This is a genomic window from Micromonospora sp. WMMD1219 (genome assembly GCF_049315215.1).
Taxonomy (GTDB): domain Bacteria; phylum Actinomycetota; class Actinomycetes; order Mycobacteriales; family Micromonosporaceae; genus Micromonospora; species Micromonospora tulbaghiae.
Genome location: NZ_CP186057.1, coordinates 4,240,493 through 4,266,032 on the forward strand (window position 1 = coordinate 4,240,493; position 25,540 = coordinate 4,266,032).

20 protein-coding genes, 1 pseudogene and 2 riboswitches are annotated in these 25,540 nt (G+C 64.4%); of the genes and pseudogenes, 12 read left to right on the forward strand and 9 right to left on the reverse strand.

Translation table 11 applies throughout. The annotated features are described in order from the left end of the window. Nucleotides 1-238: 238 nt before the first annotated feature. The 5 genes and pseudogenes from ACN27C_RS20195 (at nucleotide 239) to ACN27C_RS20215 (ending at nucleotide 3,833) form a co-directional block, all read left to right on the forward strand. On the forward strand, nucleotides 239-1,201 hold the full coding sequence (locus tag ACN27C_RS20195) for a LysR family transcriptional regulator (protein ID WP_120569303.1): 963 nt from the start codon (nucleotides 239-241) through the stop codon (nucleotides 1,199-1,201). Nucleotides 1,202-1,772: 571 nt separating this feature from the next. Next, nucleotides 1,773-2,012, forward strand: a complete 240-nt coding sequence (locus ACN27C_RS20200; RefSeq protein ID WP_120569304.1) for a hypothetical protein — start codon at nucleotides 1,773-1,775, stop codon at nucleotides 2,010-2,012. 233 nt (nucleotides 2,013-2,245) lie between these two features. Next, nucleotides 2,246-2,425, forward strand: coding sequence for a hypothetical protein (locus ACN27C_RS20205; RefSeq protein ID WP_120569305.1), 180 nt, complete (start codon nucleotides 2,246-2,248; stop codon nucleotides 2,423-2,425). Nucleotides 2,426-2,532: 107 nt separating this feature from the next. Continuing rightward, complete coding sequence (locus ACN27C_RS20210; RefSeq protein WP_162959070.1) at nucleotides 2,533-2,940, forward strand: hypothetical protein; 408 nt, start codon at nucleotides 2,533-2,535, stop codon at nucleotides 2,938-2,940. 57 nt (nucleotides 2,941-2,997) lie between these two features. Next, a pseudogene (locus ACN27C_RS20215) lies at nucleotides 2,998-3,833 on the forward strand (GNAT family N-acetyltransferase). 645 nt (nucleotides 3,834-4,478) lie between these two features. Here ACN27C_RS20215 and ACN27C_RS20220 read toward each other — a convergent pair. After that, nucleotides 4,479-5,282: a response regulator transcription factor gene (locus ACN27C_RS20220; RefSeq protein WP_120569307.1), complete on the reverse strand. Its 804-nt coding sequence runs from the start codon at nucleotides 5,280-5,282 to the stop codon at nucleotides 4,479-4,481. A gap of 208 nt (nucleotides 5,283-5,490) precedes the next feature. Here ACN27C_RS20220 and ACN27C_RS20225 point away from each other — a divergent pair, with 208 nt between their 5' ends. The 7 genes from ACN27C_RS20225 to ACN27C_RS20255 all read left to right on the forward strand — a co-directional run bounded on the left by ACN27C_RS20225 (nucleotide 5,491) and on the right by ACN27C_RS20255 (nucleotide 14,769). Continuing rightward, nucleotides 5,491-8,067, forward strand: a complete 2,577-nt coding sequence (locus ACN27C_RS20225) for a collagenase (protein WP_422747394.1) — start codon at nucleotides 5,491-5,493, stop codon at nucleotides 8,065-8,067. A 105-nt stretch (nucleotides 8,068-8,172) separates the two neighbouring features. Continuing rightward, the gene (locus tag ACN27C_RS20230) at nucleotides 8,173-9,135 is read left to right on the forward strand and encodes a LysR family transcriptional regulator (protein WP_120569309.1); all 963 of its coding nucleotides are present in this window, start codon (nucleotides 8,173-8,175) and stop codon (nucleotides 9,133-9,135) included. A 103-nt stretch (nucleotides 9,136-9,238) separates the two neighbouring features. Continuing rightward, nucleotides 9,239-9,327, forward strand: a riboswitch (glycine riboswitch). Continuing rightward, nucleotides 9,328-9,422, forward strand: a riboswitch (glycine riboswitch). A 44-nt stretch (nucleotides 9,423-9,466) separates the two neighbouring features. Further along, on the forward strand, nucleotides 9,467-10,591 hold the full coding sequence (gcvT, locus tag ACN27C_RS20235) for a glycine cleavage system aminomethyltransferase GcvT (RefSeq protein WP_120569310.1): 1,125 nt from the start codon (nucleotides 9,467-9,469) through the stop codon (nucleotides 10,589-10,591). Between the two features lie 32 nt (nucleotides 10,592-10,623). Next, complete coding sequence (gene gcvH / locus ACN27C_RS20240; protein ID WP_120569311.1) at nucleotides 10,624-11,001, forward strand: glycine cleavage system protein GcvH; 378 nt, start codon at nucleotides 10,624-10,626, stop codon at nucleotides 10,999-11,001. Between the two features lie 7 nt (nucleotides 11,002-11,008). Then, the gene (gene glyA / locus ACN27C_RS20245) at nucleotides 11,009-12,277 is read left to right on the forward strand and encodes a serine hydroxymethyltransferase (protein ID WP_422747397.1); all 1,269 of its coding nucleotides are present in this window, start codon (nucleotides 11,009-11,011) and stop codon (nucleotides 12,275-12,277) included. 90 nt (nucleotides 12,278-12,367) lie between these two features. Then, nucleotides 12,368-13,294, forward strand: coding sequence for a proline dehydrogenase family protein (locus tag ACN27C_RS20250; RefSeq protein ID WP_120569313.1), 927 nt, complete (start codon nucleotides 12,368-12,370; stop codon nucleotides 13,292-13,294). A gap of 104 nt (nucleotides 13,295-13,398) precedes the next feature. Then, the gene (locus ACN27C_RS20255; RefSeq protein ID WP_422750665.1) at nucleotides 13,399-14,769 is read left to right on the forward strand and encodes an L-serine ammonia-lyase; all 1,371 of its coding nucleotides are present in this window, start codon (nucleotides 13,399-13,401) and stop codon (nucleotides 14,767-14,769) included. 101 nt (nucleotides 14,770-14,870) lie between these two features. Here the strand turns inward: ACN27C_RS20255 and ACN27C_RS20260 are convergent, their stop codons facing one another. From ACN27C_RS20260 to ACN27C_RS20295, 8 genes are all read right to left on the reverse strand, one after another. Beyond that, complete coding sequence (locus ACN27C_RS20260; RefSeq protein WP_422747399.1) at nucleotides 14,871-16,268, reverse strand: FAD-dependent oxidoreductase; 1,398 nt, start codon at nucleotides 16,266-16,268, stop codon at nucleotides 14,871-14,873. Then, nucleotides 16,265-16,519, reverse strand: a complete 255-nt coding sequence (locus ACN27C_RS20265) for a (2Fe-2S)-binding protein (protein ID WP_358177650.1) — start codon at nucleotides 16,517-16,519, stop codon at nucleotides 16,265-16,267. Before ACN27C_RS20265 ends, ACN27C_RS20260 begins: the two co-directional genes overlap by 4 nt. After that, nucleotides 16,506-17,654, reverse strand: coding sequence for an NAD(P)/FAD-dependent oxidoreductase (locus ACN27C_RS20270; RefSeq protein ID WP_422747401.1), 1,149 nt, complete (start codon nucleotides 17,652-17,654; stop codon nucleotides 16,506-16,508). The genes ACN27C_RS20265 and ACN27C_RS20270 overlap by 14 nt, the downstream gene beginning before the upstream one ends. Further along, a complete protein-coding gene (locus tag ACN27C_RS20275) occupies nucleotides 17,651-19,066 on the reverse strand; it encodes an aminopeptidase P family protein (RefSeq protein ID WP_422747403.1) in 1,416 nt (471 codons plus the stop codon). Before ACN27C_RS20275 ends, ACN27C_RS20270 begins: the two co-directional genes overlap by 4 nt. Next, nucleotides 19,063-20,469, reverse strand: a complete 1,407-nt coding sequence (locus tag ACN27C_RS20280; protein ID WP_422747405.1) for an aldehyde dehydrogenase family protein — start codon at nucleotides 20,467-20,469, stop codon at nucleotides 19,063-19,065. The genes ACN27C_RS20275 and ACN27C_RS20280 overlap by 4 nt, the downstream gene beginning before the upstream one ends. Continuing rightward, a complete protein-coding gene (locus ACN27C_RS20285; RefSeq protein ID WP_120569320.1) occupies nucleotides 20,466-21,467 on the reverse strand; it encodes a proline racemase family protein in 1,002 nt (333 codons plus the stop codon). The genes ACN27C_RS20280 and ACN27C_RS20285 overlap by 4 nt, the downstream gene beginning before the upstream one ends. Then, nucleotides 21,467-22,357 (reverse strand): dihydrodipicolinate synthase family protein, encoded by an 891-nt coding sequence (locus tag ACN27C_RS20290; protein ID WP_120569321.1) that lies wholly within the window; start codon nucleotides 22,355-22,357, stop codon nucleotides 21,467-21,469. Before ACN27C_RS20290 ends, ACN27C_RS20285 begins: the two co-directional genes overlap by 1 nt. A gap of 494 nt (nucleotides 22,358-22,851) precedes the next feature. Next, nucleotides 22,852-23,559, reverse strand: coding sequence for a GntR family transcriptional regulator (locus ACN27C_RS20295; protein WP_120569322.1), 708 nt, complete (start codon nucleotides 23,557-23,559; stop codon nucleotides 22,852-22,854). Nucleotides 23,560-25,540 lie beyond the last annotated feature (1,981 nt).

A 25,540-nucleotide genomic window follows, 5' to 3' on the forward strand; every position in this document is an offset into this window, starting at 1 on the left:
GGATCATCAAGCGCTCGCGGGGCACCTGCTGGAAGACCTCGCTTAGCTGCACAGCGGTGTTCTCGCTCGAATCGACCGTTTGTTATAGCGAAGGCCCATAGAGCACGACTATCGAGCTCGATCGCTCTGGTTCCGAGATTTATACGTATTCCTTACAGTTGGTGCGGACACTCCGGGTTTGCTGGGGGAAGGGGTGGGGTGACTTCCTTGTCCGGACGTGGGCGGATAGGCTGGTTATATGGATCTGGAGATTCGGCACCTTAGGGCTATTTGCGCAATCGCGGACACCGGCAGCATCTCCAAGGCGGCGTCCAAGCTCGGGATTTCGCAGCCCTCTGTAACGACTCTGCTCCAGCGAGTCGAGCGACTGGCCGGTCATCAAATATTCCTGCGTAGCCGCAGCGGTGCTCGCCCGACTACCTTCGGAGAGCAGTTCGTGCGACGGTCTCGTCTGCTGGTCGCTGAGATGGATGCGTTGGGAGGAGAGATCGTGGGGCCAGCTGGTGTGATCCGTTTCGGGTCCGTTCACATGGAGTGCGTATCGTCACTGTTTCAGCGCCTTGAGGACAGCTTCCCGCACATCTCCTTCTCCATGTGTGTTGAGCCTTCCAGTTCGACTTTGGCTCAGCGTCTCGTGCACGGCGACCTGGACGTCGCGGTGCTGGCTATCGCGGAATCTCAGCAGATACCGCTCCCGCGAGAGCTAGGCGAGAGGGTGCTTGCGCCGGCGATCCCCGTATACGTCGCCATCTCCAGCTCTCACAGACTGGCCGCACTTCAGGAGGTGCCACTAATAGAGCTGGCCGAGGAGTCGTGGATTAGGCCACCGGGTGGAGAGGACGGCTCCCTGTCCGCTTTCTGGGAGGCGGCCCGCAAGGCGGGATTCACCCCGAAGATCCAGTTCGACGTCCCTAGCGGCGGGGGAGGGCCGCTTATAGCGTCGGGGCGGGCTGTTCGGCTTGTGGAGCCTACCTCTCGCGGCGGCCCGGGAATTACGATCGTCCCGCTTGCTGGTGAGCCGCTACGTATGCACCTCACCTTGTGGTGGCACCGGCGTCGTATCAGCGTCGAGCAAGCCGACGAGTTCTTCCAGGCTGTCCTCGACACCTACTCCATCTTCGCAATGGAGAGTCGTGTTTTCCAGCCCCGGTGGTCGAGGTGTCCACCTGCGACTCCCGAGGCGCCTGGCGACGGTGAATAGCGCGGTTATCGGTGGCGCGAGCCCCGGGTAACCGGGTGTACAGGGTTTACTGGTGCTTCCTACACTTCAGCGAAGCCAGGCGGGCTATCTCATTGTGCCCTGAGGGCGCAGTAATAGCGATGTAGGGGGTCTCGTCCAGCCCTAGCCGGGAGAGTTTCGGCACTTCATGGCCTGTCCTTGCGGGCGGTTTCCTTCCCCCTGTGGGACCTGACCAGGCCACCAGAAGTTGGCCTTGGGCCGCAGGCGGCCACCCGCCCGGGTCTGCTGGTCGACACCGGCTGCTAGTACGGCAGCCGCCGTTTGAGATGTCGCTGCTCTGACGGGGTGGACGGGGGTGGAGACCGCAGGATCGTTTGTGCGTTGTGGACCCCACATCAGATCTGGCGGCGGCCGAGTACCACAACGTAGCCCTTGGCCGGTGGGAGCGGGTGCTGGCTGAGGTGCTGCGCGGCCAGTTCGGGCGGGTCGAGCGCCTCGAGCGCGGGGCAATCGTGACGGGCTGCGCTCCCGATTGCGAGGTCAAGACGTGTTGGCAGTTGGGCGAGCGGGCCGGGCATGCCGGCCGGATGCGATGCAGCAACTGTTGTACCGGGCGGTGTGGGATGCCGACGCCGGCCGTGAAGACCTGAGGCAGATGATCACCTCCCGGTTCGGTGATCCGGACGCGATCCTGGTCGTCGACGACATCGGTGACCTGAAGAAAGGCGTCACGCGGTCGAGTGCAGCGGCAGTACACCGGCACGGCGGGGCGGATGGAGAACACCAGGTCGGGGTGCTCCTGGCTACGCCGGCGCCAATGTGCACCGCTTGATCGACCGGCTGGTGTATCTGCCGGCGTCGTGGACCGCCGAATGGGATCTCTGCGCAGCTGCTGGGGTGCTCTGGCGAGGTCGGGTTCGCCGCCAAGCCGGAGCTGACCGCCTAGATGATCACCGCCGCGCTGAACGCGAAGTGCCGCCGGGGGGCGGCCGCGGACGAGGCTTACGACAACAGCGGTGTCTTCCGTGCTGCCTGTGCGGACACGAGATCGGCTATGTCTTGGCGGTGTCCTGCGGTCACCTGGTGCCGCTCGGCGGCGGTAAGACCCGCGTCCGCGCCGACTGCATCGCGGCTGACCTGCCCGCCTCGGCATGGCAACGCCGATCGGCCGGTGCCGGATCCAAGGGCCCGCGCTTCTACGAGTGGGCCTGGCTCGACGACGTGTGCACCGACGACGGCGGCTGACACAGTCTTGCTGATCCGGCCGCAAAACCAGCGCCGGTGAGCTGACCTTCTACCGCTGCTGGATCCCCGGGCCGACCACGCTCGCCCACCTCGTCCGCGCCGCCGGGATGCGCTGTACCGTCGAAGAAGCCTTCCAGGCCGCCAAGAGCCAGGTCCGCCTGAACCAGCGCCAGGTCCCCCGCTGGGGCTCCTGGCACCGCTTCGCCAGCCTCGCCCTGGCCGCCCTGGCGATCTGCGCCCCCGACGCGGGCCGCCATGACCCTGCCGACACCGGACCGATCAAGCTAGTCGATGAGGGCTGCCGCCTGATCAATACCTGCATCATCCGCCCGATCAGCGACCTCGCTCACCGTTTACACTGGTCGCAGTGGCGGGGCCGGCATCAAGCCCGAGCCCGACGATCCCACTTACGCGCGCGCCGCAACCTCGTCGCCAGTCGTTGTTCATCGTCGTTGCAGATGGCGTCCGACGGCCTGATGACGACCTGGCTGCAGACATCGACGAGCCGTGATTAATGCTGGCTCCTTCGAAAGTCGATGGCGCCAGGCCGCTCGTTGGGTTTGAGCGCACTCATGAGCATCAACTTGCAGACCCCCAGCGTTGATGAGCTGTCACCAGCGGTGCATGCGCTCAAGCGGTGGCAGTACGACGGAGGACCACTGCATCTGCGTTCCCGCGATCTTGGGTGGCACTCGTTACATGGTGCGGCGGCTACGGCCGCTGCAATCCGGGCGTGGTCGCGTAACGGGGAGGCTCTCGCGATCGGGCCACTGGACGGCGCCGACCTGGTGCGCATGGCGGCCGCTCCCGACTGGCATGATGACGAGGCACTGGCCCACCGGTTCACCGCTGATCTCGACACCCCAAGGTGTGTCCTGGCTCCTGACGGTGGGACCGTCGAAGCCCGAGGTGCGGAGCGTCTCACCCAATTGCTGCTGGAGCGGAATGAGCCGTGGACAACGTTCCACCGCGGTCTCGGACCCGGTACAGGAGCGCGGGGTGCGCATCGAGACGATCGAGACCGACCGCGCCGAGGTGTGGGTCGGCCTCCACTGGTCCGCGTTCCGCGGCTCACCCTTCAGTGATGCCGACCGTCGCCGCATGGTCGGGCGTTGGCGAGCGATAGCCGGTGGCCCGTTCTACGCTGACACGCGCTGCCCCGTGGCATTCGATCAAAACGACGACGCTGTGGCAGTCGCGGCTGTTTGATCAGTCGGCCCGGGGCGGCCAGGACTGCTGGAACCGATGGGCGTGCACCGCAGTCACCGAGGCCACGGTAACGGCACCGCGATCACGCTTGCCGCCGCTGAGGCCCTTCGGGACATGGGTTCGTCCGGCGCGAGTGTGCGTGGAGAGCTCCAATGTCGGCGCCGTAGCTACCTACGCCTCGGCCGATTGCACGCCGTAACCCGAGGTGACCGATCTGCGCCGCGGTTCCCGGTGAATACCGCGACGCCGCCGACCACGACCCCGCCGATGCCGGACTGATCAAGCTCAGGCCAACGAGGCCCGCCGCCTGATCAACGCCTGCCTCACTCACCCGATCAGGCCCGAGTCCGACGAGCCCACTACACACCCCGGCTCAACTTCGGACTTTAGTCATGATCCCAAACGCCGGCAGTCGTACTAGCTGAGGGCTGGTCGCATCGGCTGCCGATCATGACTGCGGCGAAGTTGCACCTCACATGCGCCCTTAGAGGGCCGGAGGCTTCTTGCTCGTGATGACCAGGCCTGCCTGTCACTTGTGGTCGGAGACCCGCTGGAAGAACAAACTGGCGGCTTCTCTGCGAAAGAGACGCAGGCGCCCTCGGCGAGCATCAACAGCAGGATCCGGCCGGGCGTGACGGAACTGTCTTACAGACGTGGCTCGGCGCCTCACGTCACACAGTCCGCCGCAAACCTCCACAGGGATGACTCTGCGTCAATGAGAGCTGGCAAGAAGTCTCCTCCCGCCATCGAGGCGCCGAGATCGCGAAGACTTGGCGCCCGGCCGACCACGACTTGCTTTCGGACCTCGCCGTCCAGCCATCCTGGGTTCGGCAGCGATGCATGCCTATCGGCACGTCGGCCCGCTCGCAGACGCTTTCTCAACATGCTGCTGTCTTGGAACGGGATGCAATGAGACTCCGCGGCCTCGGGCGGTATGCAGGAACTTGGTACCGGCAGCGCGCTCAGCGAGCTTGCGCCGGAGGCGGCACAGCAAAGCGTCAAGTGAGGCGGCCGAGACCGCATCTCCTCCCGCTCTTGTCCTCAGGAGCGACCGCGACACTACCCGGCCAGGATGCTCCGCCAGGCAGGAAAGAAGGTCGAACTCAGTGCGTGTCAGCGTCACCGGTTGTCCCTCTACTGTGACACTGCGGCCTGCGACGTCGATGCGGAGCGTGCCAACCTCCGACGGTGCCGGAGGCGGCGCAGGTGGCACGCGACGCAGCAGGGCGCTAATGCACGCGTCAACTACCGCTGGCGGGCATGGCTTGGGCAGGAAACCGTCTGCGCCCGCGCGTAGCAGGCTCACAACGTCGTCGTCGGTGCGGTTGAGCGTATGCGCCACCACCGGCCGCCGTGACGCGACGCACAACAGGCGCATTAGGAGTAAGCCGTCCACTGCGGGCATGATCGGATCCACGATCACGGCATCCGGTCGCTGGTGGGTATGGCAGGTCAGATCAGATAGCGTTCGGCCGCTTTCGTGCAGGGCGACTTCTGTGACCGCGTGGCCGAGACTGGTCAACTGGTCGCTGAGCAGACGTCGATAGCGATGATCTTCGTCGATGAGCAAGATGTTCGCCATGGTTGCCATCCGGTGTCTACTTCGTGAACACCTGGACGATCGCACGCACAGACCACCCGTTCTCATGTCATGTGTCCATCACACCGACTGATCGCTCGTGCAACCTCTGCGTCCTCGACTTTAGGTTTTGGCAAGGCAGGAGCCGCTCGCTCTCATCGATCCCTGTGGCCTTGTTGTGGCCGTCCGAGCCGGGTAGCTAGCGTCCACCCCCCAAGCGTCCATCGAAGCACGTAATCGCCTTCGCTGGAGCACACCTCGCCCATGAGGAGAGAGCATGTCTGGACACCTGCTGCGGCGAAGATTAGGCCAGCTGTGCGGCGCGCTCACCGCGCTGGCGCTTTCCTGTGGCGTCATGGCCGCGCCGGCGGCCGCGAACTCGACCTGGCCGGTATCTGTAAAACCGCAGATCAAGACGGCCGACGCGGTGCCTCCGGCGGCGGGCGACGGCAGCGGCCACGGGAAGGGCGACGCTGATCATGTCAGCGAGCGGTCGCTTCCCGCGCACAAGCGTCCTCCGCAGCCAGCCGCGAAGGACGCCAGCCGCGTCGACTACGACCGGCCAGCTACTCAAAAGCGCCGCGCGCGCCCGTCGGACCGCAGTGCCCGCGCGGCTGCCGCGTGCAGCACGGCAGATTTCACGAGTCGAACCGGATCGGCGCTCGTAAGCCAGATCAAAGCCTCCTCCGTCGACTGTATCAACGGCCTGTTCAGCCTTTCCGGCAGCGATGCCTACTACGCCTTCCGTGAGGCGCAGATGGTGAGCGTCGCCTACGCGGTGCGCGATGGTGCCGCTAGCTACCCTGGAAACAACTCCACCAGCATGACCCAACTCGTCCTCTACCTGCGCGCCGGCTACTACGTTCAGTGGTACGACACGAACGTGGGAACATATGGCCCCGCCCTGCAGACTGCGATCCGATCGGCCCTTGACGCCTTCTTTGCGAATTCCCGGGCGTGGGAGGTCACCGACGCCAACGGTGAAACCTTGGCGGAGGCGGTCATCCTCATCGACAGCGCCCAGGAGAATGCGCGCTATCTCTACGTGGTGAACCGGCTTCTGACGAGTTTCAACTCGTCGTACACCTCCTCGTGGTACATGACCAACGCGGTCAACAACGTGTACACGGTGCTCTTCCGCGGTCACCAGGTGCCCGCATTCGTGTCCGCTGTCCAGGCGGATCGCACAGTGCTCGACAATTTGTACAACTTCGCCAACAGGCACGCGAATCTTCTTGGGACGGACAAGAGTTACCTGACCTCGAACGCTGGCCGAGAACTCGGACGATTCTTGCAGCACGCGTCGCTCAAGCCGACGGTGCGTCCGATGGCGTTGGCGCTGCTTCAGGGAAGCAGCATGACCGGTAGGACGGCGCCGCTTTGGGTGGGCGTCGCGGAGATGACGCAGGCTTACGACGCCGCCAACTGCTCCTACTACGCCACCTGCAACCTCTCCGCCCAGTTGACGAACGCCGTCCTGAAGATCAACTACACCTGCAGCTCATCGATCAAAATCGTCGCACAGGACATGACGTCAGCTCAGCTGAGCGAATCCTGCGCCAGCCTGAAGGGCCAAGACGCCTACTTCCACAACATGGTTGCCGATAGCGGGCCCGTCGCGGGTGATGTCAACGACGACATTGAGGTGGTTGTTTTCGACTCGAGCACTGACTACCAGACCTACGCGGGCGCCATCTACGGCATCGACACCAATAACGGCGGCATGTACCTGGAGGGCAACCCCTCGGACCCCAACAACCAGGCCAGATTTATCGCCTACGAAGCCGAGTGGGTTCGGCCAACCTTCCAAATCTGGAACCTCAACCACGAGTACACCCATTACCTCGATGGTCGGTTCAACATGTACGGCGACTTCAGCGCCAACATCGCTACGCCTACTATCTGGTGGATCGAAGGCTTCGCCGAGTACGTCTCTTACTCCTACCGGAACGTCACCTACACCAGCGCGCAGACCCAGGCAGGTAATCACACGTACACGCTTCGTACCCTGTTCGACACCACCTACAATAACGACCAGACGCGCATCTACAACTGGGGTTATCTCGCCGTGCGGTACATGATGCAATCGCACCGGCAGGACATGACGACCGTCCTCGGCTACTACCGGTCGGGCGCCTTCAACGCCGCACGCACGTACCTGACCAGCACCATCGGCACGCGCTACAACGCCGACTTCGACGCCTGGCTGACTCGTTGCGCGGTCGGTGACTGCGGTGGAGGCACGACTCCGCCTCCCACCAACCAGCCGCCGACCGCCGCCTTCAGCGTCGTGACCAGCGGACTGACCGCCAGCTTCACCGACCGGTCTACAGATGCCGACGGCAGCATTGCCTCCCGGCAGTGGAGCTTCGGTGACGGAAGCACTTCGTCGGCCACCAACCCGAGCAAAACCTACGCGGCGGCTGGCACCTACACGGTCTCCCTGACGGTCACCGACAACCAAGGAGCGACTGCGAAATCCTCTCAGACGATCTCGGTCTCGGCGGGTGGAGGAAGCACTCTGCCGGAGTGCACCGGTGCGGATACACGCACCCTCGACCGTAACTGTCAGCGCAGCGGGCGCTCCGCAACGGCCGGCAACTACGACTACCTCTACATCTACCTGCCTGCGGGTGTCAGCACCCTCACTGTTGGCGTGGTCGGCGGCACGGGCAACTGCGATCTCTACTACAGCCCGTCCAGTTGGGCCACCATCAGCAACGCTACCCGCTCCTCGACCGGTGCCGGCAATGACGAGTCTCTGGCCATCGCCAGTCCGGCCGCCGGCTACCACTACATCAGCCTGTATGGGAAGACCTCCTGCGCGGGCGCAACGATAAGTACCCGCTACTGAACCAACCGTGACGAATGCAGGCGCGCCGCCCGATCGGGAGACCGGGCGGCGCGCCCGCTTGACCTGCCGCCGAACCTGCCCGCCGCCGCGTGCATAATCTCGGTCATGGGCATCGATGTGCGCCACCTGCGGGCGATCAGTGCCATTGCAGAGGCCGGAAGCGTGACGGGTGCCGCCGCCCTCCTGGGCATGTCGCAGCCAGCGCTGACGGCGCAGGTGCATCGGATTGAAAAGATGCTCGGAGGCCCGCTGTTCGTCCGTAGCCGCAGCGGCATGCACCCGACCGAGCTTGGCAAGCAGGTGCTCCGGCGTGCCCACGTCGTGCTGGCAGAGGTGGATGCGCTTGTTGAGGATTTCGGCGACCGGCACCCCATCCCTGGTCTGCTGCGGATCGGAACCGTTCACATCGCATGCGCGGGGAGTCTCGTGCGCCGCATTGCGGAGGTGTTCCCGGATCCGGAGATTGCGCTGCAGATCGAGCCGTCCTCGCGGCTGTTGGTAGAGGCGCTTAACCGCGGCCAGCTAGATGCCGCGTTGCTAGGCATCCTCGAGGGTTTTGAGGTGCCGATCGGCCCGACACTCACTGCTCGGCCGCTGGTGCCCCGCTACCCGATCTTCGTCGCCATGTCCGCATCTCACCCGCAGGCCCGCCGAGAGCAGGTGAAATTGGCTGACCTTCGAGACGAATCCTGGGTGTGCCCGCCAGGACCGGACGACGGCTCTCTCGCCTCATTGCGGCGAGCCTGTCGGGCGGCGGGCTTTGAGCCGAAGATCCGGTACGAGGCGCCGAGCGGTGCCGCGCACCCGTTGGTGGCAGCCGGAGACGGAGTTCGGCTGGTCGACCCGTCCTGGGCTCCGGCTGCGGGGACTCGGGTGCTGCCCCTGCAGGGCGAGCCGCAGCTGCTGGCAAGACTGGTGGTGGTCTGGCGGCGTGATGCTCTGACGAACGAGCAGAGCTCCGTGCTGTTCCGTGCCGTCGGTCGAGCCTACCTAGATCACGTGCACGACAACCCCGCCTTCGCTCAGTGGTGGCAGGATAACCCCCATGCTCACCACATGGTGCAGTAGGCGTGAGGACTCGGCCGCCGACCGAGCACTGGGCTGGATGATGTTGACGTGGTGCACGCCATCGCCTAACCTGCGATAGGTTCATAACTACATAGGCACCATTCGAACCTGCGCGGGAGAGCCTCCGTCATGCGGAGCGCCGAAGGAGCAAACTCCCAAGAAACTCTCAGGCCCCATTACCGCGCGGGCAAGGTGAACTCTGGAAAGCAGACGACCATTCGTCTCACCCACGGTGCAAGCCGCTGCCCCAGCGGTGAAGCTCTCAGGTCAATGACAGAGCGGGAGGCCCCCAACCGTTCGACGCCCGTGCGTCGGGACGAGGAGAGCCTCCATGCACGACGGTCCCGCGAACCTGCTTCGCTCACCGCTGCACGCCCTGCATGTAGCGCTCGGCGCGCGATTTACCGAGTTCAGCGGCTGGTGGATGCCGCTCCGCTACGGAAGCGAAATCGCGGAGCATCGGATTGTACGTGAACAGGCCGGCCTCTTCGACCTCAGTCATATGGGCCAGCTTGAGGTTGCGGGTCCCGAAGCCGCCTCGGCCCTAGACTATGCCCTGGTCGGCCACCTCTCAGCGATGCAAGTCGGCGGCGCCCGTTACACCATGCTCTGCGAGGCGACGGGCGGCGTGTTGGACGACCTCGTCGCCTATCGCCTCGCATCCGACCGGTATCTGCTAGTCGTCAACGCCGTCAACACGCGAACCGCGTATCAGGCACTGAAGGACCGCTGCGCACACTACGCGGCCGCAGTCACCGACCGGACCAATGAGCGGGCCATCATCGCCGTGCAGGGTCCACGTGCCGCCGCTGTCGTAGAAGGCCTGACCGATACCGCGGTCAACGATCTCCGCTACTACACCGCAACAACGTCGACCATCCATGGTCGCCCAACGTTGGTCGCTCGCACCGGATATACCGGGGAGGACGGCTTCGAGCTGCTCGTCGATGCTAAGGACGCTTCTGGCATCTGGACACTGGCACTTGCAGCCGGACGACGCCACGGCCTGTCGCCGACAGGGCTGGCCTGCCGCGACTCGCTCCGCATCGAGGCCGGAATGCCGCTGTACGGCTCCGAAATCGATCGAGAAGCAACCCCCTTTGACGCCGGACTGGGACGGGTGGTTTCCTTCGACAAAGCTGGCGACTTCGTCGGGCGGGCCGCGCTGATGGAGGTGCGCAAGGCAGGGGCAGCGCGCCGACTCGTGGGTCTCGTCACCGCTGGACAAAGAGTTCCACGCGCAGGCCATCAGGTCGTAACGCTGACCGACGTCGGCCTGGGCGAGCCTGTTGGCATCGTCACCAGCGGTATCCCTTCGCCGGTGCTGAAACGACCGGTCGCGATGGCCAGCATCCAATCCAGCACTGATGAGAAAGCACGCCTTGCCGTGATCATCCGGGGAACCGCCGAGCCGGTCCAGATTACCCCCCTTCCCTTCTACCGCCGTCCGCGGTGACCCGCGGCCAGAACTCACGAGGACACAGCGATATGAACGTGCCGAAGCATCTCAGGTACAGCATCAACCACGAATGGGTCAACGAGTCCGTCGATCCGGCAGAGGTGGGAATCACCGCGTTTGCAGCCACCGCGCTCGGAGATGTGATCTATGTGGAGTTGCCTGAGCCGGGAAACCACCTGACTGCTGGCGACGCATGCGGAGAAGTAGAGTCCACGAAATCGGTGGCCGAGTTGTATCTGCCCGTCAGCGGTGAGGTCGTTGCCGTCAACGAGGAGGTTCTCGCAGATCCGAGTCTTATCGGTGCCGACCCGTACGGCAAAGGCTGGCTCGTGCGCGTTCGGCTAGCGGAGGCGCCACCACTGATGTCCTCGGATGAATACCTCGCCTTCTGCAACGAGTCTCGGTAGGTAGAAAATGGCATCCTTCGACGACGACCTAGCCGACCTCGATCCGGCGATCGCTGAAGCGGTGGCCGGCGAACTGCGGCGTCAGCAAGAGAGCCTGGGCATGATCGCATCGGAGAACTTAGCGCCCCGAGCGGTCCTCCAGGCGCAGGGATCGGTCCTCACCAACAAGTACGCGGAGGGGTACCCCGGGCGGCGTTACTACAGTGGATGCGAGTACATCGACGACATTGAACGCCTGGCAACTGAGCGAGTCAAGCGTTTGTTTGCTGCCACATATGCCAACGTGCAACCACACTCCGGATCTCAGGCAAACGCCGCGGTCATGGCTGCGCTGCTCAAACCGGGCGATACCATTCTCGGGCTGGACCTTGCCCACGGGGGCCATTTGACACATGGCATGCGCATCAACTACTCGGGCCGGCTGTACCGGGCCGTGAGCTATCACGTGAACGTAACCGATTGCTTGGTCGACATGGATGAGGTCGAAGAGTTGGCACGGGAGCACCGACCGAAGATGCTCATCGCTGGCTGGTCGGCTTACCCTAGAACGCTCGACTTCGCTCGGTTCCGGCGAATTGCCGACGAGGTGGGAGCTCTACTTCTCGTAGACATGGCACATTTCGCTGGCCTGGTGGCGGCTAGGCTGCATCCCAACCCGGTGCCTCATGCACACGTCGTCACTCTGACCACGCACAAGACCCTCGGCGGCCCCCGAGGTGGCGCGATCCTTAGCGCGGACCCCGACATGGCGCGGCGGCTAGACTCTGCTGTTTTCCCAGGCCAGCAAGGTGGTCCGCTGGCGCACGTCGTGGCGGCGAAAGCGGTTGCATTCCGGATCGCCAGCGACCCGCAGTTTCAAGACCAGCAGCGGCGTGCCCTAACGGGAGCGAAAATCGTTGCTGATCGGCTCAACGCTGCCGACATGTTGAAGGCCGGCATCCGTGTGGTCACCGGAGGCACCGACGTGCATCTGGTGCTGGTCGACCTAAGCCAGGCGAACCTCGACGGGGTGCAGGCTGAGCGGCTGCTGCAGAACGTTGGCATCACTGTCAACCGCAACGCCGTGCCCTTTGACCCACGTCCACCTATGGTCACCTCCGGGCTGCGGATCGGCACGTCAGGACTGGCCGCTCGCGGGTTTTCTGACGCCGATTTTACGGAAGTAGCTGACATCATCGCTGCCACTTTGGTCAGTGCGGAGGCAGGTGCAGCACTGCGCACGCGAGTCGCTCGCCTCGTGGATCGTCACCCGCTCTATTCCGGGCGAGCGTTCTGACCACACGCCTACGCGGCCGCCCATGGTGGTGTCGTCGCCTCGTCGTTCGCTGTCACCATTCGGTAGCAGGGGATCAGGAAGGAAAGTGGGTTGCCTAATAAGCTGTTGCTTATGGCCGCTGCCAGTGATCGCCTTCGAGGAATCATCGCCGGATCCTCTCTGGGAAGGGGGGTGGCACGCCGCTTTGTCGCCGGCGAGGTTGACGACGAGGTGATCGTGGTGGCACGGCGAATCATCAACTCCGGAATGCAGGTGACGATCGACCATCTCGGCGAAGGCGCGGCGACAGCCGAGCAGGCCACTGCAGTACGCGATGCATACCTCAGTCTGCTTCCCGGACTGCGGATGCCCGGCATGGCTGAGGTATCGGTGAAGCTGTCAGCGCTTGGTAGCGCATTGCCAAATAACGGACGCACGCATGCCTATCAGTTGACTCGGGATATCTGCGCCGCCGCTGCTGCCGTGGATGCCACAGTGACCATCGACATGGAAGATCACACGACCGTTGACCTGACGCTGTCCGTGCTGAACGACTTGCGCGCCGAGTTTCCCTGGGTGGGGGTGGCACTGCAGGCATGTCTGCATCGCACACTGGCGGACTGCCGGCGCCTGGCGGTCGCGGGAAGTCGGGTCCGCCTGGTCAAGGGAGCCTATGCGGAGCCGTCCTCGGTGGCTTACGTGAATCGTCCACAAATCGACAAGGCATTTGATCGTTGTCTGCAGGTCCTGATGGAAGGTGAGGGCTATCCCATGGTGGCGACCCACGACCCTCGCCTCATCGAAAGGGCCGTTCATCATGCCCGGAGCGCGGGCCGGGGCATCACGGATTTCGAATTCCAGATGCTGTATGGCATTCGCACCAATGAACAGAGGCGGCTAGCGGAAGAGGGGTACCGGGTGCGGGTCTACCTGCCCTACGGACGTGATTGGTACGCTTACTTCACGCGCAGGCTGGCCGAAAAGCCTGCGAATCTTCTCCTCTTGGCTCGCTCCTTCAAGCCCGGCGCGGCCAACTGAAGAAGGAAGTAGTTCGATGCCGGCCACGGTGCAGAGTCGAGAGCCATAAGCGAAGCGGCCCAGGATGTGTAAACGATAGCGGCGACGACAGGAGCACGATCGTGATGATCAGTGTTTTCGATCTTTTCAGCGTCGGTATCGGGCCGTCCAGCTCGCACACCGTCGGGCCGATGCGGGCCGCCCGTACGTTCGTGGCGGGCCTGAAGGCCGACGGGCAGCTCGCGGACGTGGCGCGGGTACGGGCGGAGCTGTTCGGCTCGCTCGGCGCGACCGGTCACGGGCACGGCAGTGACCGGGCGGTGCTGCTGGGGCTGGAGGGCGAGGCTCCGGAGACCGTCGACACCGACTCGGTCGGGCCGCGTGTGGAGCGGATCCGCACGCAGCGGCGGCTCGACCTGTTCGGCAGCCAGGGGATCGACTTCGACCCGGACGCGGATCTGGTGCTGCATCGCCGGCGCTCGCTGCCGTACCACCCGAACGGGATGACGTTCGCGGCGTACGACGCGGCCGGGAACGAGGTGCGGTCGCGCACGTACTACTCGGTCGGCGGCGGGTTCGTGGTGGACGAGGCGGCGGCCGGGGCGGACCGGATCAAGGCGGACACCACCCGGGTGAAGCACCCCTTCCTCACCGGCGCGGAACTGCTCACCGTCACCACCGGCACCGGGCTGTCGATCAGCGAGGTGATGCTCGCCAACGAGCTGTCCTGGCGCAGCGAGGCGGACGTACGGGCGGGGCTGCTGGAGATTTGGCGGGTGATGCGCGAGTGCGTGGAGAACGGCTGCACCCGTGACGGCGTACTCCCGGGTGGGTTGAAGGTCCGGCGGCGCGCGGCCGAGATGCGGCGCAGCCTGGAGGCGGAGACCGGCAGCCAGGATCCGCTGCGCGCGATGGACTGGGTGACGCTGTTCGCGCTGGCGGTCAACGAGGAGAACGCGGCCGGCGGGCGGGTGGTCACCGCGCCGACGAACGGCGCCGCCGGGATCATCCCGGCCGTGCTGCACTACTACACCCGGTTCGTGCCCGGCGCCTCCGAGGAGGGCGTGGTCCGGTTCCTGCTCGCGGCGGGCGCGATCGGCGTGCTGTTCAAGGAGAACGCGTCGATCTCCGGGGCCGAGGTCGGCTGTCAGGGCGAGGTCGGTTCGGCGTGCTCGATGGCGGCGGCCGGTCTGGCCGAGGCGCTCGGCGGCACGCCGGAGCAGGTGGAGAACGCCGCCGAGATCGGCATGGAGCACAACCTGGGGCTGACCTGCGACCCGGTGGGCGGCCTGGTGCAGATCCCGTGCATCGAGCGCAACGCGGTGGCGAGCATCAAGGCGATCACCGCGGCCCGGCTGGCGTTGCGCGGCGACGGGGTGCACCACGTGTCGCTGGACAAGGTCATCAAGACCATGCGGGAGACCGGCGCGGACATGAAGGTCAAGTACAAGGAGACCGCGCGGGGCGGGCTCGCCGTCAACGTGATCGAGTGCTGAGACGGATCGCGCAGAGCCGGAGCATCCGCCAAGCGTCCCGGGTCCAGCTCGTCAAACGGTTTTGGGTGGCAACCACTGGCTGCTGACGCACCGCCGCGAAGTCAGTCCAAACCGTCGCGTTGGTTGCCCGCGAGGTCGGCGAGTGTGATCGGCTGCATCAGCGGGCGAGAAGCGTGGCCGGCTAGATCTGGCAAGCCCGGCGGCCGGGACGCCTCCCGGGCGGTCAGGCAGGCTGTGGCATAGCCACAGATCCGTCCTTGACACCACCCCATTCCAGCTCGCGTCAACAGCTTCGTGCCTCGGGCATCGGCAGCAGACATTTCACGCATCGCCTGCCGGACAGTGCCGACTGACACCTCCTCGCAGCGGCAGACGAGCGTGTCGTCATCGCAAAGATCGGGCCAGTACGGGGGCATGGGATGGACTGCGTGAAGCGCCGCGGCGAAACGCCGTAAACGGTGCCGGTTCCGCATCAATCTATTGCGTCGGCCTGTAGGAAGCGGGGCTACACGACCGAGAGAACGGGCAACCGCGTCACCGGCCAGGTGCCCTTCCACCAGCGCCAGCTTAGCCCCGCCGACTCCGGTCACCTCGCCCGCGGCGTATACGCCCACCACCGACGTTGCTTGATCCGGCGAGACCTTCACCACGAGGTTGCCGTCGTGGCCTAGGTGTGTCACGCATCCGAGGGCCACGGCCATCTCAAGCTGAGGTGTGAATCCGAAGCCGACAGCGAGGCCGTCGCAGTCGATGCGGAGTTCGCTCCCGGGCACGACGGTTCCCTGGCTGATTGCTGCGACGGTCACGCCAGTGAGCTGCTCGCTGCCGTGCGCGGCCACCACTGCCCTCCGGCGGTGGTACGGCACCCGGCGCCGTAGCATTCGCCAGCCGTACCGGCTGGCCTCGGTTAACTTGCTGGCTGCGCCGAGAACTGCACGGACGTGCCGCCCGTATTGGAGAGGATCGTTTGCTTCGTATACGCCGGCCACGGTGGCGCCCGCGTCGGCTAGACCGGTGGCGACCGGCAATAGGAATGGTCCGGTGCCTGCCACGACGACGCGTCGCGCGAACACCACCCCCTGGCCCTTCAGCAAGGCTTGAGCTCCGCCAGCCGTGACTACCCCCGGCAGATCCCACCCAGGGAAGGGCACAACCCGGTCGTAGGCGCCGGTGGCGATGACGAGTCTGCGGCCGAGCACGACCGTTGAGCGGGTATGGAGGAAGAACAGCGGACCGTTGTCATCTGGTTGAGACTCGACGAACCATACTGCCGCATCTGAGTAGTGGTCGACGCCTTCAAGCTGTACGCGCAGCCCGGCAAACAGCGATCCATCCTGGTAGCTCCGAGCGTCCGCCTCCGTCCGATGCCGCCAGTACTGTCCGCCTGGTCGTAACCCAGCGTCCAGTATGGCGACCCGGCAGCCGGCATCGGTTGCCGTAACCGCCGCGGCCATACCGGCCGGCCCCGCACCAACTACCACTAAGTCATACGTGCTCATGGGCCCTCCCGCAGCTCGTCCTGAGGTTCGATCACGTCACCCTGCTGAGCTACGACCAGACAGGCTCGCTGCGACGGCACACCGTTGACTCTGACAAGACAGTCGAAGCACACGCCGATGCCGCAGAAAACGCCCCGAGGTCGGCTTCCTATACGGGTGCTTCGCCAAGAACGGATGCCGGCGGCGAGCAGGGCCGCAGCGACGCTCTGCTGCTCCTCCGCAGGAATCGGGCGGCCGTCAAAGGTGAACATAGTGACGCTCCGGTGCGAACGGCCTGAGATCGACGTGCGGGCAACTCCCGGTCAGAAGGGCGGCGATGGCGTACCCGGTCGCGGGGGCGAGTCCGATACCTGCCCCCTCGTGGCCAGCTGCATGGTAAAGCCCTGGAACGGTCGGATCCGCGCCGATGGTGGGTAGATGGTCCGGACTGTAAGGCCGAAAACCTCGATAGGCACGGATCGCGGATACGCCGCCGAGGATGGGGAACAGGCCGATTGCTCCTGCGGCAAGCTTTCTGATCGCCCGCAACGACATGGTCGGATCGAAGCCGACATGCTCCCGGCTGGAGCCGATCAAGATCGTGCCCGCCCGGGTCCCTTCGACTACGGGCGAGATCTGCAGGTCGGCGGTGCTGCGCTCGACATTTGCGACGTAATCGGCGGCGTAGACCTTGTGCCGTACGAGCGCCGGCAGCGGCTGGGTGACGAGGACGAAGCCACGACGAGGCAAGACCGGCAGCTCAGCCCCGGCCGCCGCCGCGACTTCGCCAGCCCACACGCCAGCAGCATTCACTACCGCTCTCGTGGAGAGCAGCGCACGATCAGTCCGCACACCTCGAATTGCCCCGGCCGCGTCGCGGACGAAATCTACTACCCGGGTGCCGGTCAGCACCGTCACCCCGGCTGTACGGAGCAGGTGAGCTGCGGCGAGCATCGGCTGGACCTGCATATCTTGCGGGTAATGCATCGCGCCGGCGAGATGCGAGGCCAGGTGTGGTTCGTAGCTGGGCAGTTCGTGGGATGCGACATAACGCGCATCGACCCCGGCAGCGCGCTGGCGCTCGGCGAACGCTTTCAGGGCGTTGAGCTCTGTCGCGGACGCCGCCACCACCAGTCCGCCCTTGTTTTCCAGTTCGATCTGTGCTTTGCCTAAGGCCTCGCCTAGTTCATCCCACAGCTCGGCCGAATGAAGCGCTAGGGAGAGTTCCGGGCCAGGCGCTTTGTCAGAAAGGAGGATGTTTCCCTCTCCTGCGCCGGTGGTGCCCGATGCGACGCCAGCGCGGTCCACCACGGTCACTGTCAGACCGGCCCGAGCCGCATAGTAGGCGCAGGCAGCACCGGTCATCCCGGCACCGACGACCACGATGTCCGCGCCGGCCTCGGTCACGATGACACCCGATGCATCCAGGTTTCGATATCGTCGGGCTGCCGAGGTAGCTCGGAGGAGAGGATTCGGTAGCCGTCCTCGGTGATGACAACGTCTTCTTCGATTCGCATCCCAATCCCGCGTAGCTCAGCCGGGATCAACTCGTCGTCGGGTTGGAAGTACAGGCCAGGTTCAACAGTCAACACCTGACCTGCCTTTAGTTGTCCTTGCAGATAGCTGCCAGCGCGAGCAGCGGCGCAGTCGTGGACGTCCAGGCCGAGCATGTGCCCTGATCCACATAGCGTCCATCGCCGGTAGAGGCCGGACTTCTCAGTAAGGGCACGTTCTGCCGGCACGGGCAGCACGCCTAGGTCCGCGAGGCCGTGCGCCAGCACAGTCATCGCCGCCCGATGGAACTCACGCCACTCCATGCCTGGTTTGAGGCAATCCATAGCGGCATCGTTTGCTTTGAGGCACAGCTCGTAAAGATCGCGCTGAAGTGGACTGAACCGGCCGGAGACCGGTAGGACGCGTGTGATGTCCGCCGTGTAGAGGGACCGTGTCTCGGCGCCTGCATCCAGCAGCAGCAGGTCCCCGTCACGAACCGGACCGTCGTTGTCGATCCAGTGCAGGGTTGCTGCGTGTGCGCCCGCGGCCACGATGGAGTGGTATCCGACGTCGTTGCCCTCCAGGCGTGCGCGCTGCCAGAACACCCCCTCTAGGTAGCGCTCAGAGGTGCGCTTTGCCATCGGCAGCGCCCTTACCACGTCTTCAAAGCCGCGGGTGGTGATAGCTACCGCCTCTTCCAGCTGGCGGATCTCCCACGCGTCCTTCACCAGTCGCAGCTCATCCAGTACCGCAGCGAACTCCGCGTCGCCGGGTGCGGCCGCATTTGCTGTTAGCCGGTCCACGTGTACGTCGACGTCACGTAGAACGCGGGTGGCAACGCCGTTCCCGGCCAAGGCAGGCGGCAGTTCGGCCAGATGGTGTGTGGCGATGGCCAGCCGACGTTCGCTCTCTCCCAAGGAGGGCCGGCGTCCGGCCCATAGCTCCCCGTACACGCGGTCACGAAAGAACTCGGGCGTGCTCCGGTCGGAGCGAGGTCGGAGGAAGAGGCTTGCCTCGCCGTCCGGCTCGATGACCAGGACCCCGTCGGACGACTGATCACCCGTCAGCCATACGTAGGCCGAGTGCGGTCGGAATCGGTAGTGTTGATCGTTGGAGCGTCTTTTGAAGCTTCCTGCCGGAACAATGAGCCGTTCTCCGGGGAAGTGGTCGTGTAGCTGTCTCCGCCGGGCGACGGCCCAGATGGCGCCCTCGTCGGCAGCCGTATGGTATTGCTCGCTGTCTGCCCAGCCCGAGAGCATGAACTCCTCCAACGCGGGGCTGACTGGTAGGTCGTGGCTACCAGTGTTCAGATCGACCCGAGTCATGAGGCCTCCTCAGCAGAGGTGAGCGGGGGAGTGGCGAAGGTGACGGTATGCAACGAGGTGTAGAAGTCCAAGGCCGCCGTACCCTGTTCTCGTGGGCCGTGGCTGGACGCCTTTTCGCCGCCGAACGGCGCGTGGAAGTCCACCCCTGTGGTAGGTGCGTTGACCCGGATTAGGCCTGTGTCGATGGCCTTGGTCAGTTCGAACAGCCGGCCGATGTCGCGGCCGTGCACGGATGTGACCAACCCGAATCGAACACTGTTGGCCAAGGATGCGGCCGCGCGGACATTTGGCACTGCAAAGATCGTGGCTACTGGCCCGAATGTCTCCTCGCACGCGACCGAGTGGCCAGGGTCGACTGAGTCGAGCAGCGTTGGCGCTACATAGAAGCCGTCCCTGGTGGCGATGTCATTGGTGAGAACCCGGCCGCCTGCAGCGCGTGCCGCGGTGACGGCGTCGAGCACTCGGTGACGTGCGGCTTCGGTGATGACAGGACCGACGACGACGTCGACATTCGTCGGGTCGCCGACGCGCAGCGCCGCCACTGCCGCCACCAGAGCTTCGGTAAATACAGCGGCGTCCCCCACCACGATAATTCGCCGGGTGGCGGTGCACTTCTGCCCCGCGTACCCCATCGCGGCACCAGCAAGCATGATGGCGGTGGTGGCAGGGTCGGCGTCGGGCAGCACGACAGCGGCGTTCTGCCCGCCCATCTCGGCCTGAACCGGCAGTCCGCCTTGAGTAGCGGCGGCCACGACCTTCCTACCGACCGACTCGGAGCCGGTGAAAGAGGCGACATCGGCCGCTTGGATCACCGCCTGGCCGGTGTCCGCCCCACCCGGAACGACATGTAGCAGGTTGGCGGGAAGCAGCCCGTCGAACAGCTGCTGTACCAGATTGCCGCAGGCTAGGGCGCTCGGCGATGGTTTGAGCAGCACGCCGTTTCCGGCTGCGAGGGCTGGTGCGGCCTTCCATACCGGAATGGCCAGCGGGAAGTTCCACGGAGTTACGAGACCAGCCACACCTCGCGGTCGGCGTTCGGTGAACAGGAGGCCGGGCTGATTTGCTGGCAGCGTCGGTGCCAGCAGTTCGCCGGTCGGCGCGAAGCATGACTGGGCGTAGTAGTCCAGGATGGCAGCGGCCCGGCTGACCTCGGCGCGCGCCTCCATTGCCGGCTTACCCACCTCACGGACGATGAGGGCGGTCGCTTCGTCCGCCCGGGTTCTCAATCGGTCGGCCGCACCACGCAGGGCAGCGGCACGACTGGAGGGATCTTGGCGACGCCACGTGAGTTGCGCGGCTCGCACCCTGCCAGCTAGAACCTGCACGTGTTCAGGGGTAACCGGGACTCGTTCTTCGACGATGTCGTCTGGGTTCTGTGGGGAACGGCTCTGAATGAGGGTCATAGCATAAATCCCGCAGGGAAAGGGTCGTCTGGGTCGAGGAAGAACTGGGCGGTGCCAGTGAGCCATGCTCGTCCTGTTACGGTCGGTACCACCGCGGGCCGACCACCGACCGTGGTGGTCTCTACCAGCCGACCGGTGAATCGAGTACCGATAATTGACTCGTTAATGAAATCTTGGCCGAGGGGAAGCAGTCCACGGGCATGCAACTGAGCCATCCTTGCTGACGTGCCGGTGCCACATGGGGATCGGTCGAACCAGCCAGGATGGATAGCCATGGCATGCCGGGAAAGCCGAGCGGTTGCTCCCTCCGCAGCTAGGTAGACGTGATGGCATCCGGAAATGTGAGGCTGCTCAGGATGGACGGGGCGGGCGGTATCGTTCACGCCCTTCATGATTGCGAGGCCGACGTCCAGTAACCGGTTCTTGTCGGTGTGGTCCAGTCGCAGTCCCAACTCCGGCAGGTCGACAATCGCGTAAAAGTTTCCACCGAACGCGAGGTCGTAGCGCACCCGTCCGTATCCGGGAATGTCTACCACGGCGTCCTGTTCCATCAGGAATGAAGGGACGTTCTGGATCGTAACGTCCGTGGCGCGCCCCTGTGCCACCGTGACGGATGCAACCACTAGCCCTGCTGGAGTGTCGAGGCGGATAGTCGTGGAAGGCTCTGTCGACGGCACCATGCCGGTCTCCACCAGCACGGTCGCCACACCGATTGTGCCGTGCCCACACATCGGCAGGCACCCGGATACCTCAACATAGACCACCCCGAAGTCGGCATCGGGGCGGGTGGGTGGCTGCAAGATCGCCCCGGACATAGCGGAGTGTCCACGTGGCTCGTACATCAAGAATGTTCGGAGGTCGTCGCGGTGGTTCATCAGGTATTCGCGACGCTGCGCCATGGTGTTTCCGGGGAGGAGTGGCGCCCCTCCGGTCACCACCCTGGTGGGCATTCCCTCAGTGTGGGAGTCAACGACATGGATGACGCGGGTGCTGCGCATCAGCGGTGTCCTGCTGCGAGTAGCCGTTCGGTCGTAGCGCGGATCGTCGCAGCGTCCGTCGGTGCCAGTGGCTGCCGTGGCTGACGTGCGAGGCCACCAGTGCGACCGGCGACGTCCATTGAGAGCTTGATCGCCTGAACGAACTCGGTGCGCGAGTCCCACCGCAACAGTGGGTGAAGCGCCTTGTAAAGCAGTACAGCGGTCCTGAGGTCACCCGCAACCGCGGCCTCGTAGAGCCGGACGCAGCTTGCCGGAATGGCGTTTTGGTAGCCGCCGATCCATCCCACTGCCCCTGCAATAAGAAACTCAAGTGCGACATCATCCGCGCCGGCCAGGATGTCGAGACCAGGCGCTGCCTCCGCGATCTGGTAAGCGCGGCGGACGTCGCCGCTGAACTCCTTGACCGCGACGATCAGACCCTCCTCGTGCAGACGCTGCAGGAGAGTAGGGGACAAATCCACCTTGGTGTCCAGAGGATTGTTGTAGGCGACGATCGGCAGGCCAACCTTCGCCACCTCGCGGTAATGGGCCAGTACGGCTGTTTCGTCGGCGCGGTACGCAGTAGGCGGCAGCAGCATTACGGCCGCGCAGCCCTCCTCCGCGGCCTGCTCCGTCCATCGGCGGGCTTCGTCGGCGCCGTAGGCGGACACGCCTGGCACTACCGCGCATCCGCGGGGGACGGACTGCACGGCTGTGCGTACCACAGCCGCTCGTTCCTCGACGTTAAGCACTTGGTACTCGCCGAGGGAGCCGTTAGGGACAACGCCATGGCAACCGTTGTCGGCGAGCCATCCGACGTGCGCGGCGTAAGCGCCGAGGTCGATGCTTTGGTCGGGGGCGAACGGTAGAGCGGTCGCCACGAGCACTCCGCGCCACGGCATCTTTTCCATGCGGCCTCCATCAGTAATATGTTACATACTACATTAGCGCTGTTGAGGATCCCGTCAAGAGGCGTAGCCGGTTCATGTGTCGCAGGCGACCTGGATGGACGGGCGCGTATGCCGCGATCGAGCGAGATGCTGCGCACCCCAGCCGCGGTGAGGTCGCCGAGCTGCCGCGCGAGCTTGGTCCGCCGCACGGGCCTAGCCTGGGAGGTTTTCCAGCAACGACGGCGTCGTCACCAAGGCAGCCGCCTGGGCTCATCCATCGCTACCTCTTGATGATCATGAGTCCGATAAGGCCGAGCAGACTTCGACGCCGGTGTTCGAGCGGGGCGCCCCGTGCTTTGGCGGCCGGCGGGTTAGCGGCCCTGGCATCCTTGGCCGGCCGCGCATCTGGCTGCTGCCTGCGTCAGTGTCACATCGCTAGCGGCAACGCGGGGTCTGGGTCTTCGCATCCCGTGTGAAGTAGCGATTGCGTCTCATCTGGCCGTAGAAGCTGCGGGTCAGCCCTCGCGCCGCGCCGCCCAGATGCCCCGGACATGGTGCAAGTGGTGCCGCATGAGGTGGACCACTGCCTCTCGATTGCCTGCAGCTATCAGTTCCACCAGTTCTAGGTGCTCGCTCGCGGAGGCAACTAGCCCTCCGCTCTTCACCAACGCGTCAAGGCCGTAGAGCCGTGTGCGATTGCGCAGGTCGCTAACCGTTTCAACAAGCCGAACATTCTCGGCCGCGCCTAACAGCGTGAGATGGAAGGCGTTGTCCGACTCGATGTAGCTCACCAGGTCGCCACGCTTGGCAGCGGAAACGATGTCGTCCGCCAGCGCTCGCAGATCCTTCAATTGATCTGCCGTAAGTCTGCCAGCCTGATCGGCTACGATGGGAATTTCCAGGAGCTCCCGGATCTGAGTGATGTCGTCTAGCTCTTTTTCGGTCAGATCCTTGACGCGAAAACCCTTGTTCTTGACGATCGTGACCAAGCCCTCCTTTGCCAGGTCGAGGATCGCTTCCCGAACTGGCGTAGGCGATACGCCGAAGCGCTCGGCCAGCATTGGGACCGAGTAGGTCGAGTCGGGCCGTAGGCTTCCAGCAACGATGGCTGCGCGAAGGGCATGCGCTACGCCCTCGCGAAGACTCTGCCGGTTCTGAAGTGCTGTGATCTGCAGGCCAGGCGCAGCGTCACCTCTACTGCCGGTCCACTGATCCTCTTCCATGCCTGCTCCGCTCCGGGCCTGTCAGTCAAGCACCTGGGAACATCGCCATCTAGGCGGTAGTTCCATCCGGCCCTCAGGGCGTGCGTGATGCCCTTCTAGTACACGCCGACTCTGGAGCTTACCTAACCCCGGCAGGCGACCCGGCTCGGCCCGGTGGGTTTCGCTCGCCGCGCAAGGTATTGAGGCCTGTCGAGCATACCTACAAGACCGACCGCGCGGAGGGCTAGCTCCCGCTGACACCATGCCGCCGGCCAGCTCTTGCATGCCATGATCGGCGGAGTCATCCCCACCCGAGCAAGCCTCATCCAGCGGCCGAGGCATCCAGGCGGAACATCTGGCGGAACACCTCTTGCTTCGTGCACCCCTCGCCTGAACGTGATCCGGGCGCCCCTCGAGTCACAGGAGTGAGATCGATGCCGCACGGCACTGCTTGTCATGTGACGGCGGCGCACGCGTATGCGGCACGACATGGCGCGCGGGAATCAGTTCTCCACACAATAGTTGAGTGCGAGGCCGATGATCTGTTTGGAAGGTTGCCCGGCTGGACCTAGTTACGTATGCCTTCGTCGCTCGCTAAGCACGATGGCAAGAAAGACGCCGTGCGTGGAGCCTTATGGTGACCGCGCCCAGGCTTGCCCTTCCCGTCGTGGGGCATTCATTGTAGGCATAGTCTAAAGCAATGGAAAGTCCTCCGAGCTGGGAAGCGTTGCCTCATCCTGTAGGGCGTGCTTGACATTGCGGCTACTTGCCGGTAGTACTGTTGCACGCTCCACTGATTGAAGGGATCTCCATTGATTCCCGATATCATGCCGGATGCCATCGATGCCCAAAGAAAAGTCCTAATCGTTTAAATTCGAGATGAGTAGCGGAATCCGCTCAGGCTGCAAGGAGATGCCTTGACTCCCGTTGGCAACTCGACGTGGACGGTCGGTTTCGTTGCTGACGTGGTGACTGAAGTTTTGGAACAGGTGAATCGCTTTAGTCAGAACGAAATGGCGGCTACCCTGGCCCGGCGGCACGGTATTTCCCTGGTAACGGTTAAGGAGTGGGTTGATAGGGCGCGATTCCCTTTGCCTCCGCTCCTCCCGCCCGACGTCGCCTTTTGTCGATTCTGTGAACGCCTAATGATACCGGTGGAATTGCCGCATCAGGATGTGGTCTATCGATGCGGATCGTCGTGCAGGAGGAGGCCCATTCCTGCATCGAGCCTCGCCGTCACCGTGACATCGGCGGTCGTGACTCGCGTGAGCTATTCCTCGCTTCGAAGCACGTGGAGCAGAGACAGCGCACTCGTCTCGCGGGCTGTCCAGCGAGTAAGTGTGGGCGGAACGGTCAACGACCTTCTCATCACATGGCGGCAAGGCCGCCCGGGCCGTGCGGGTTCTGTCCCTCCTGCCGCAGTTGCCGCCCATGCTCGCCAACTCGCTGAAAGCGGTCGTTCCCGCGCGGCCATTAAAGAACTCCAGCATCTTCTAGCGGGGCTTGATCCGCTCGGCGGATCGCCACCGCCGAGTGTGGAGATTGCAGCATCGGCGTTACTCTACGCCAAGCTGAGGTCGCGTTGCGGCCAGTCCTCATCGGCATTGCCTTGGGCGGTGTGGTCTCAGTCCTTCCTCCGCGACGCACTAGGACGAGCGTCAAAGGAGGCGCGTGAGGCTCTGAGCGTCGTAGCCTCGCTCTACCTTGCCACCAATGACTTCGAGCGGGCAGCAAGCTCGTACAGCGATCTCGTATGTCATCATGCAGAAAGCGAAGGCGCGAAATCATTTGCGACGCTTCGAGCGCAGGCGACGCTTGCCTTGGTTCTGTACAGAAGCGGGCGATGCGATTCCGCCCAGCGCTTGCTTGATCATACGATCTCTGTTCACCGTCAGACGCAACTAAAATCGTCCTCGCGTCGAGCAATGGAACATGAGCTTCAGCGCATGCGTCTTGAATGCGGGCTCCTCGGCCACAATCATGTTGAATAGATAGGGTGCAG

Excerpts from the sequence above, each read along its gene's own strand:
- ACN27C_RS20195 (WP_120569303.1), top strand. The coding sequence starts at position 239 with ATGGATCTGGAGATTCGGCACCTTAGGGCTATTTGCGCAATCGCGGAC.
- ACN27C_RS20200 (WP_120569304.1), top strand. The coding sequence starts at position 1,773 with ATGCAGCAACTGTTGTACCGGGCGGTGTGGGATGCCGACGCCGGCCGT.
- ACN27C_RS20210 (WP_162959070.1), top strand. The coding sequence starts at position 2,533 with ATGCGCTGTACCGTCGAAGAAGCCTTCCAGGCCGCCAAGAGCCAGGTC.
- ACN27C_RS20220 (WP_120569307.1), bottom strand. The coding sequence starts at position 5,282 with ATGAGAACGGGTGGTCTGTGCGTGCGATCGTCCAGGTGTTCACGAAGT.
- ACN27C_RS20225 (WP_422747394.1), top strand. The coding sequence starts at position 5,491 with ATGTCTGGACACCTGCTGCGGCGAAGATTAGGCCAGCTGTGCGGCGCG.
- ACN27C_RS20230 (WP_120569309.1), top strand. The coding sequence starts at position 8,173 with ATGGGCATCGATGTGCGCCACCTGCGGGCGATCAGTGCCATTGCAGAG.
- gcvT (WP_120569310.1), top strand. The coding sequence starts at position 9,467 with ATGCACGACGGTCCCGCGAACCTGCTTCGCTCACCGCTGCACGCCCTG.
- gcvH (WP_120569311.1), top strand. The coding sequence starts at position 10,624 with ATGAACGTGCCGAAGCATCTCAGGTACAGCATCAACCACGAATGGGTC.
- glyA (WP_422747397.1), top strand. The coding sequence starts at position 11,009 with ATGGCATCCTTCGACGACGACCTAGCCGACCTCGATCCGGCGATCGCT.
- ACN27C_RS20255 (WP_422750665.1), top strand. The coding sequence starts at position 13,399 with ATGATCAGTGTTTTCGATCTTTTCAGCGTCGGTATCGGGCCGTCCAGC.
- ACN27C_RS20260 (WP_422747399.1), bottom strand. The coding sequence starts at position 16,268 with ATGAGCACGTATGACTTAGTGGTAGTTGGTGCGGGGCCGGCCGGTATG.
- ACN27C_RS20265 (WP_358177650.1), bottom strand. The coding sequence starts at position 16,519 with ATGTTCACCTTTGACGGCCGCCCGATTCCTGCGGAGGAGCAGCAGAGC.
- ACN27C_RS20275 (WP_422747403.1), bottom strand. The coding sequence starts at position 19,066 with ATGACTCGGGTCGATCTGAACACTGGTAGCCACGACCTACCAGTCAGC.
- ACN27C_RS20280 (WP_422747405.1), bottom strand. The coding sequence starts at position 20,469 with ATGACCCTCATTCAGAGCCGTTCCCCACAGAACCCAGACGACATCGTC.
- ACN27C_RS20285 (WP_120569320.1), bottom strand. The coding sequence starts at position 21,467 with ATGCGCAGCACCCGCGTCATCCATGTCGTTGACTCCCACACTGAGGGA.
- ACN27C_RS20290 (WP_120569321.1), bottom strand. The coding sequence starts at position 22,357 with ATGGAAAAGATGCCGTGGCGCGGAGTGCTCGTGGCGACCGCTCTACCG.
- ACN27C_RS20295 (WP_120569322.1), bottom strand. The coding sequence starts at position 23,559 with ATGGAAGAGGATCAGTGGACCGGCAGTAGAGGTGACGCTGCGCCTGGC.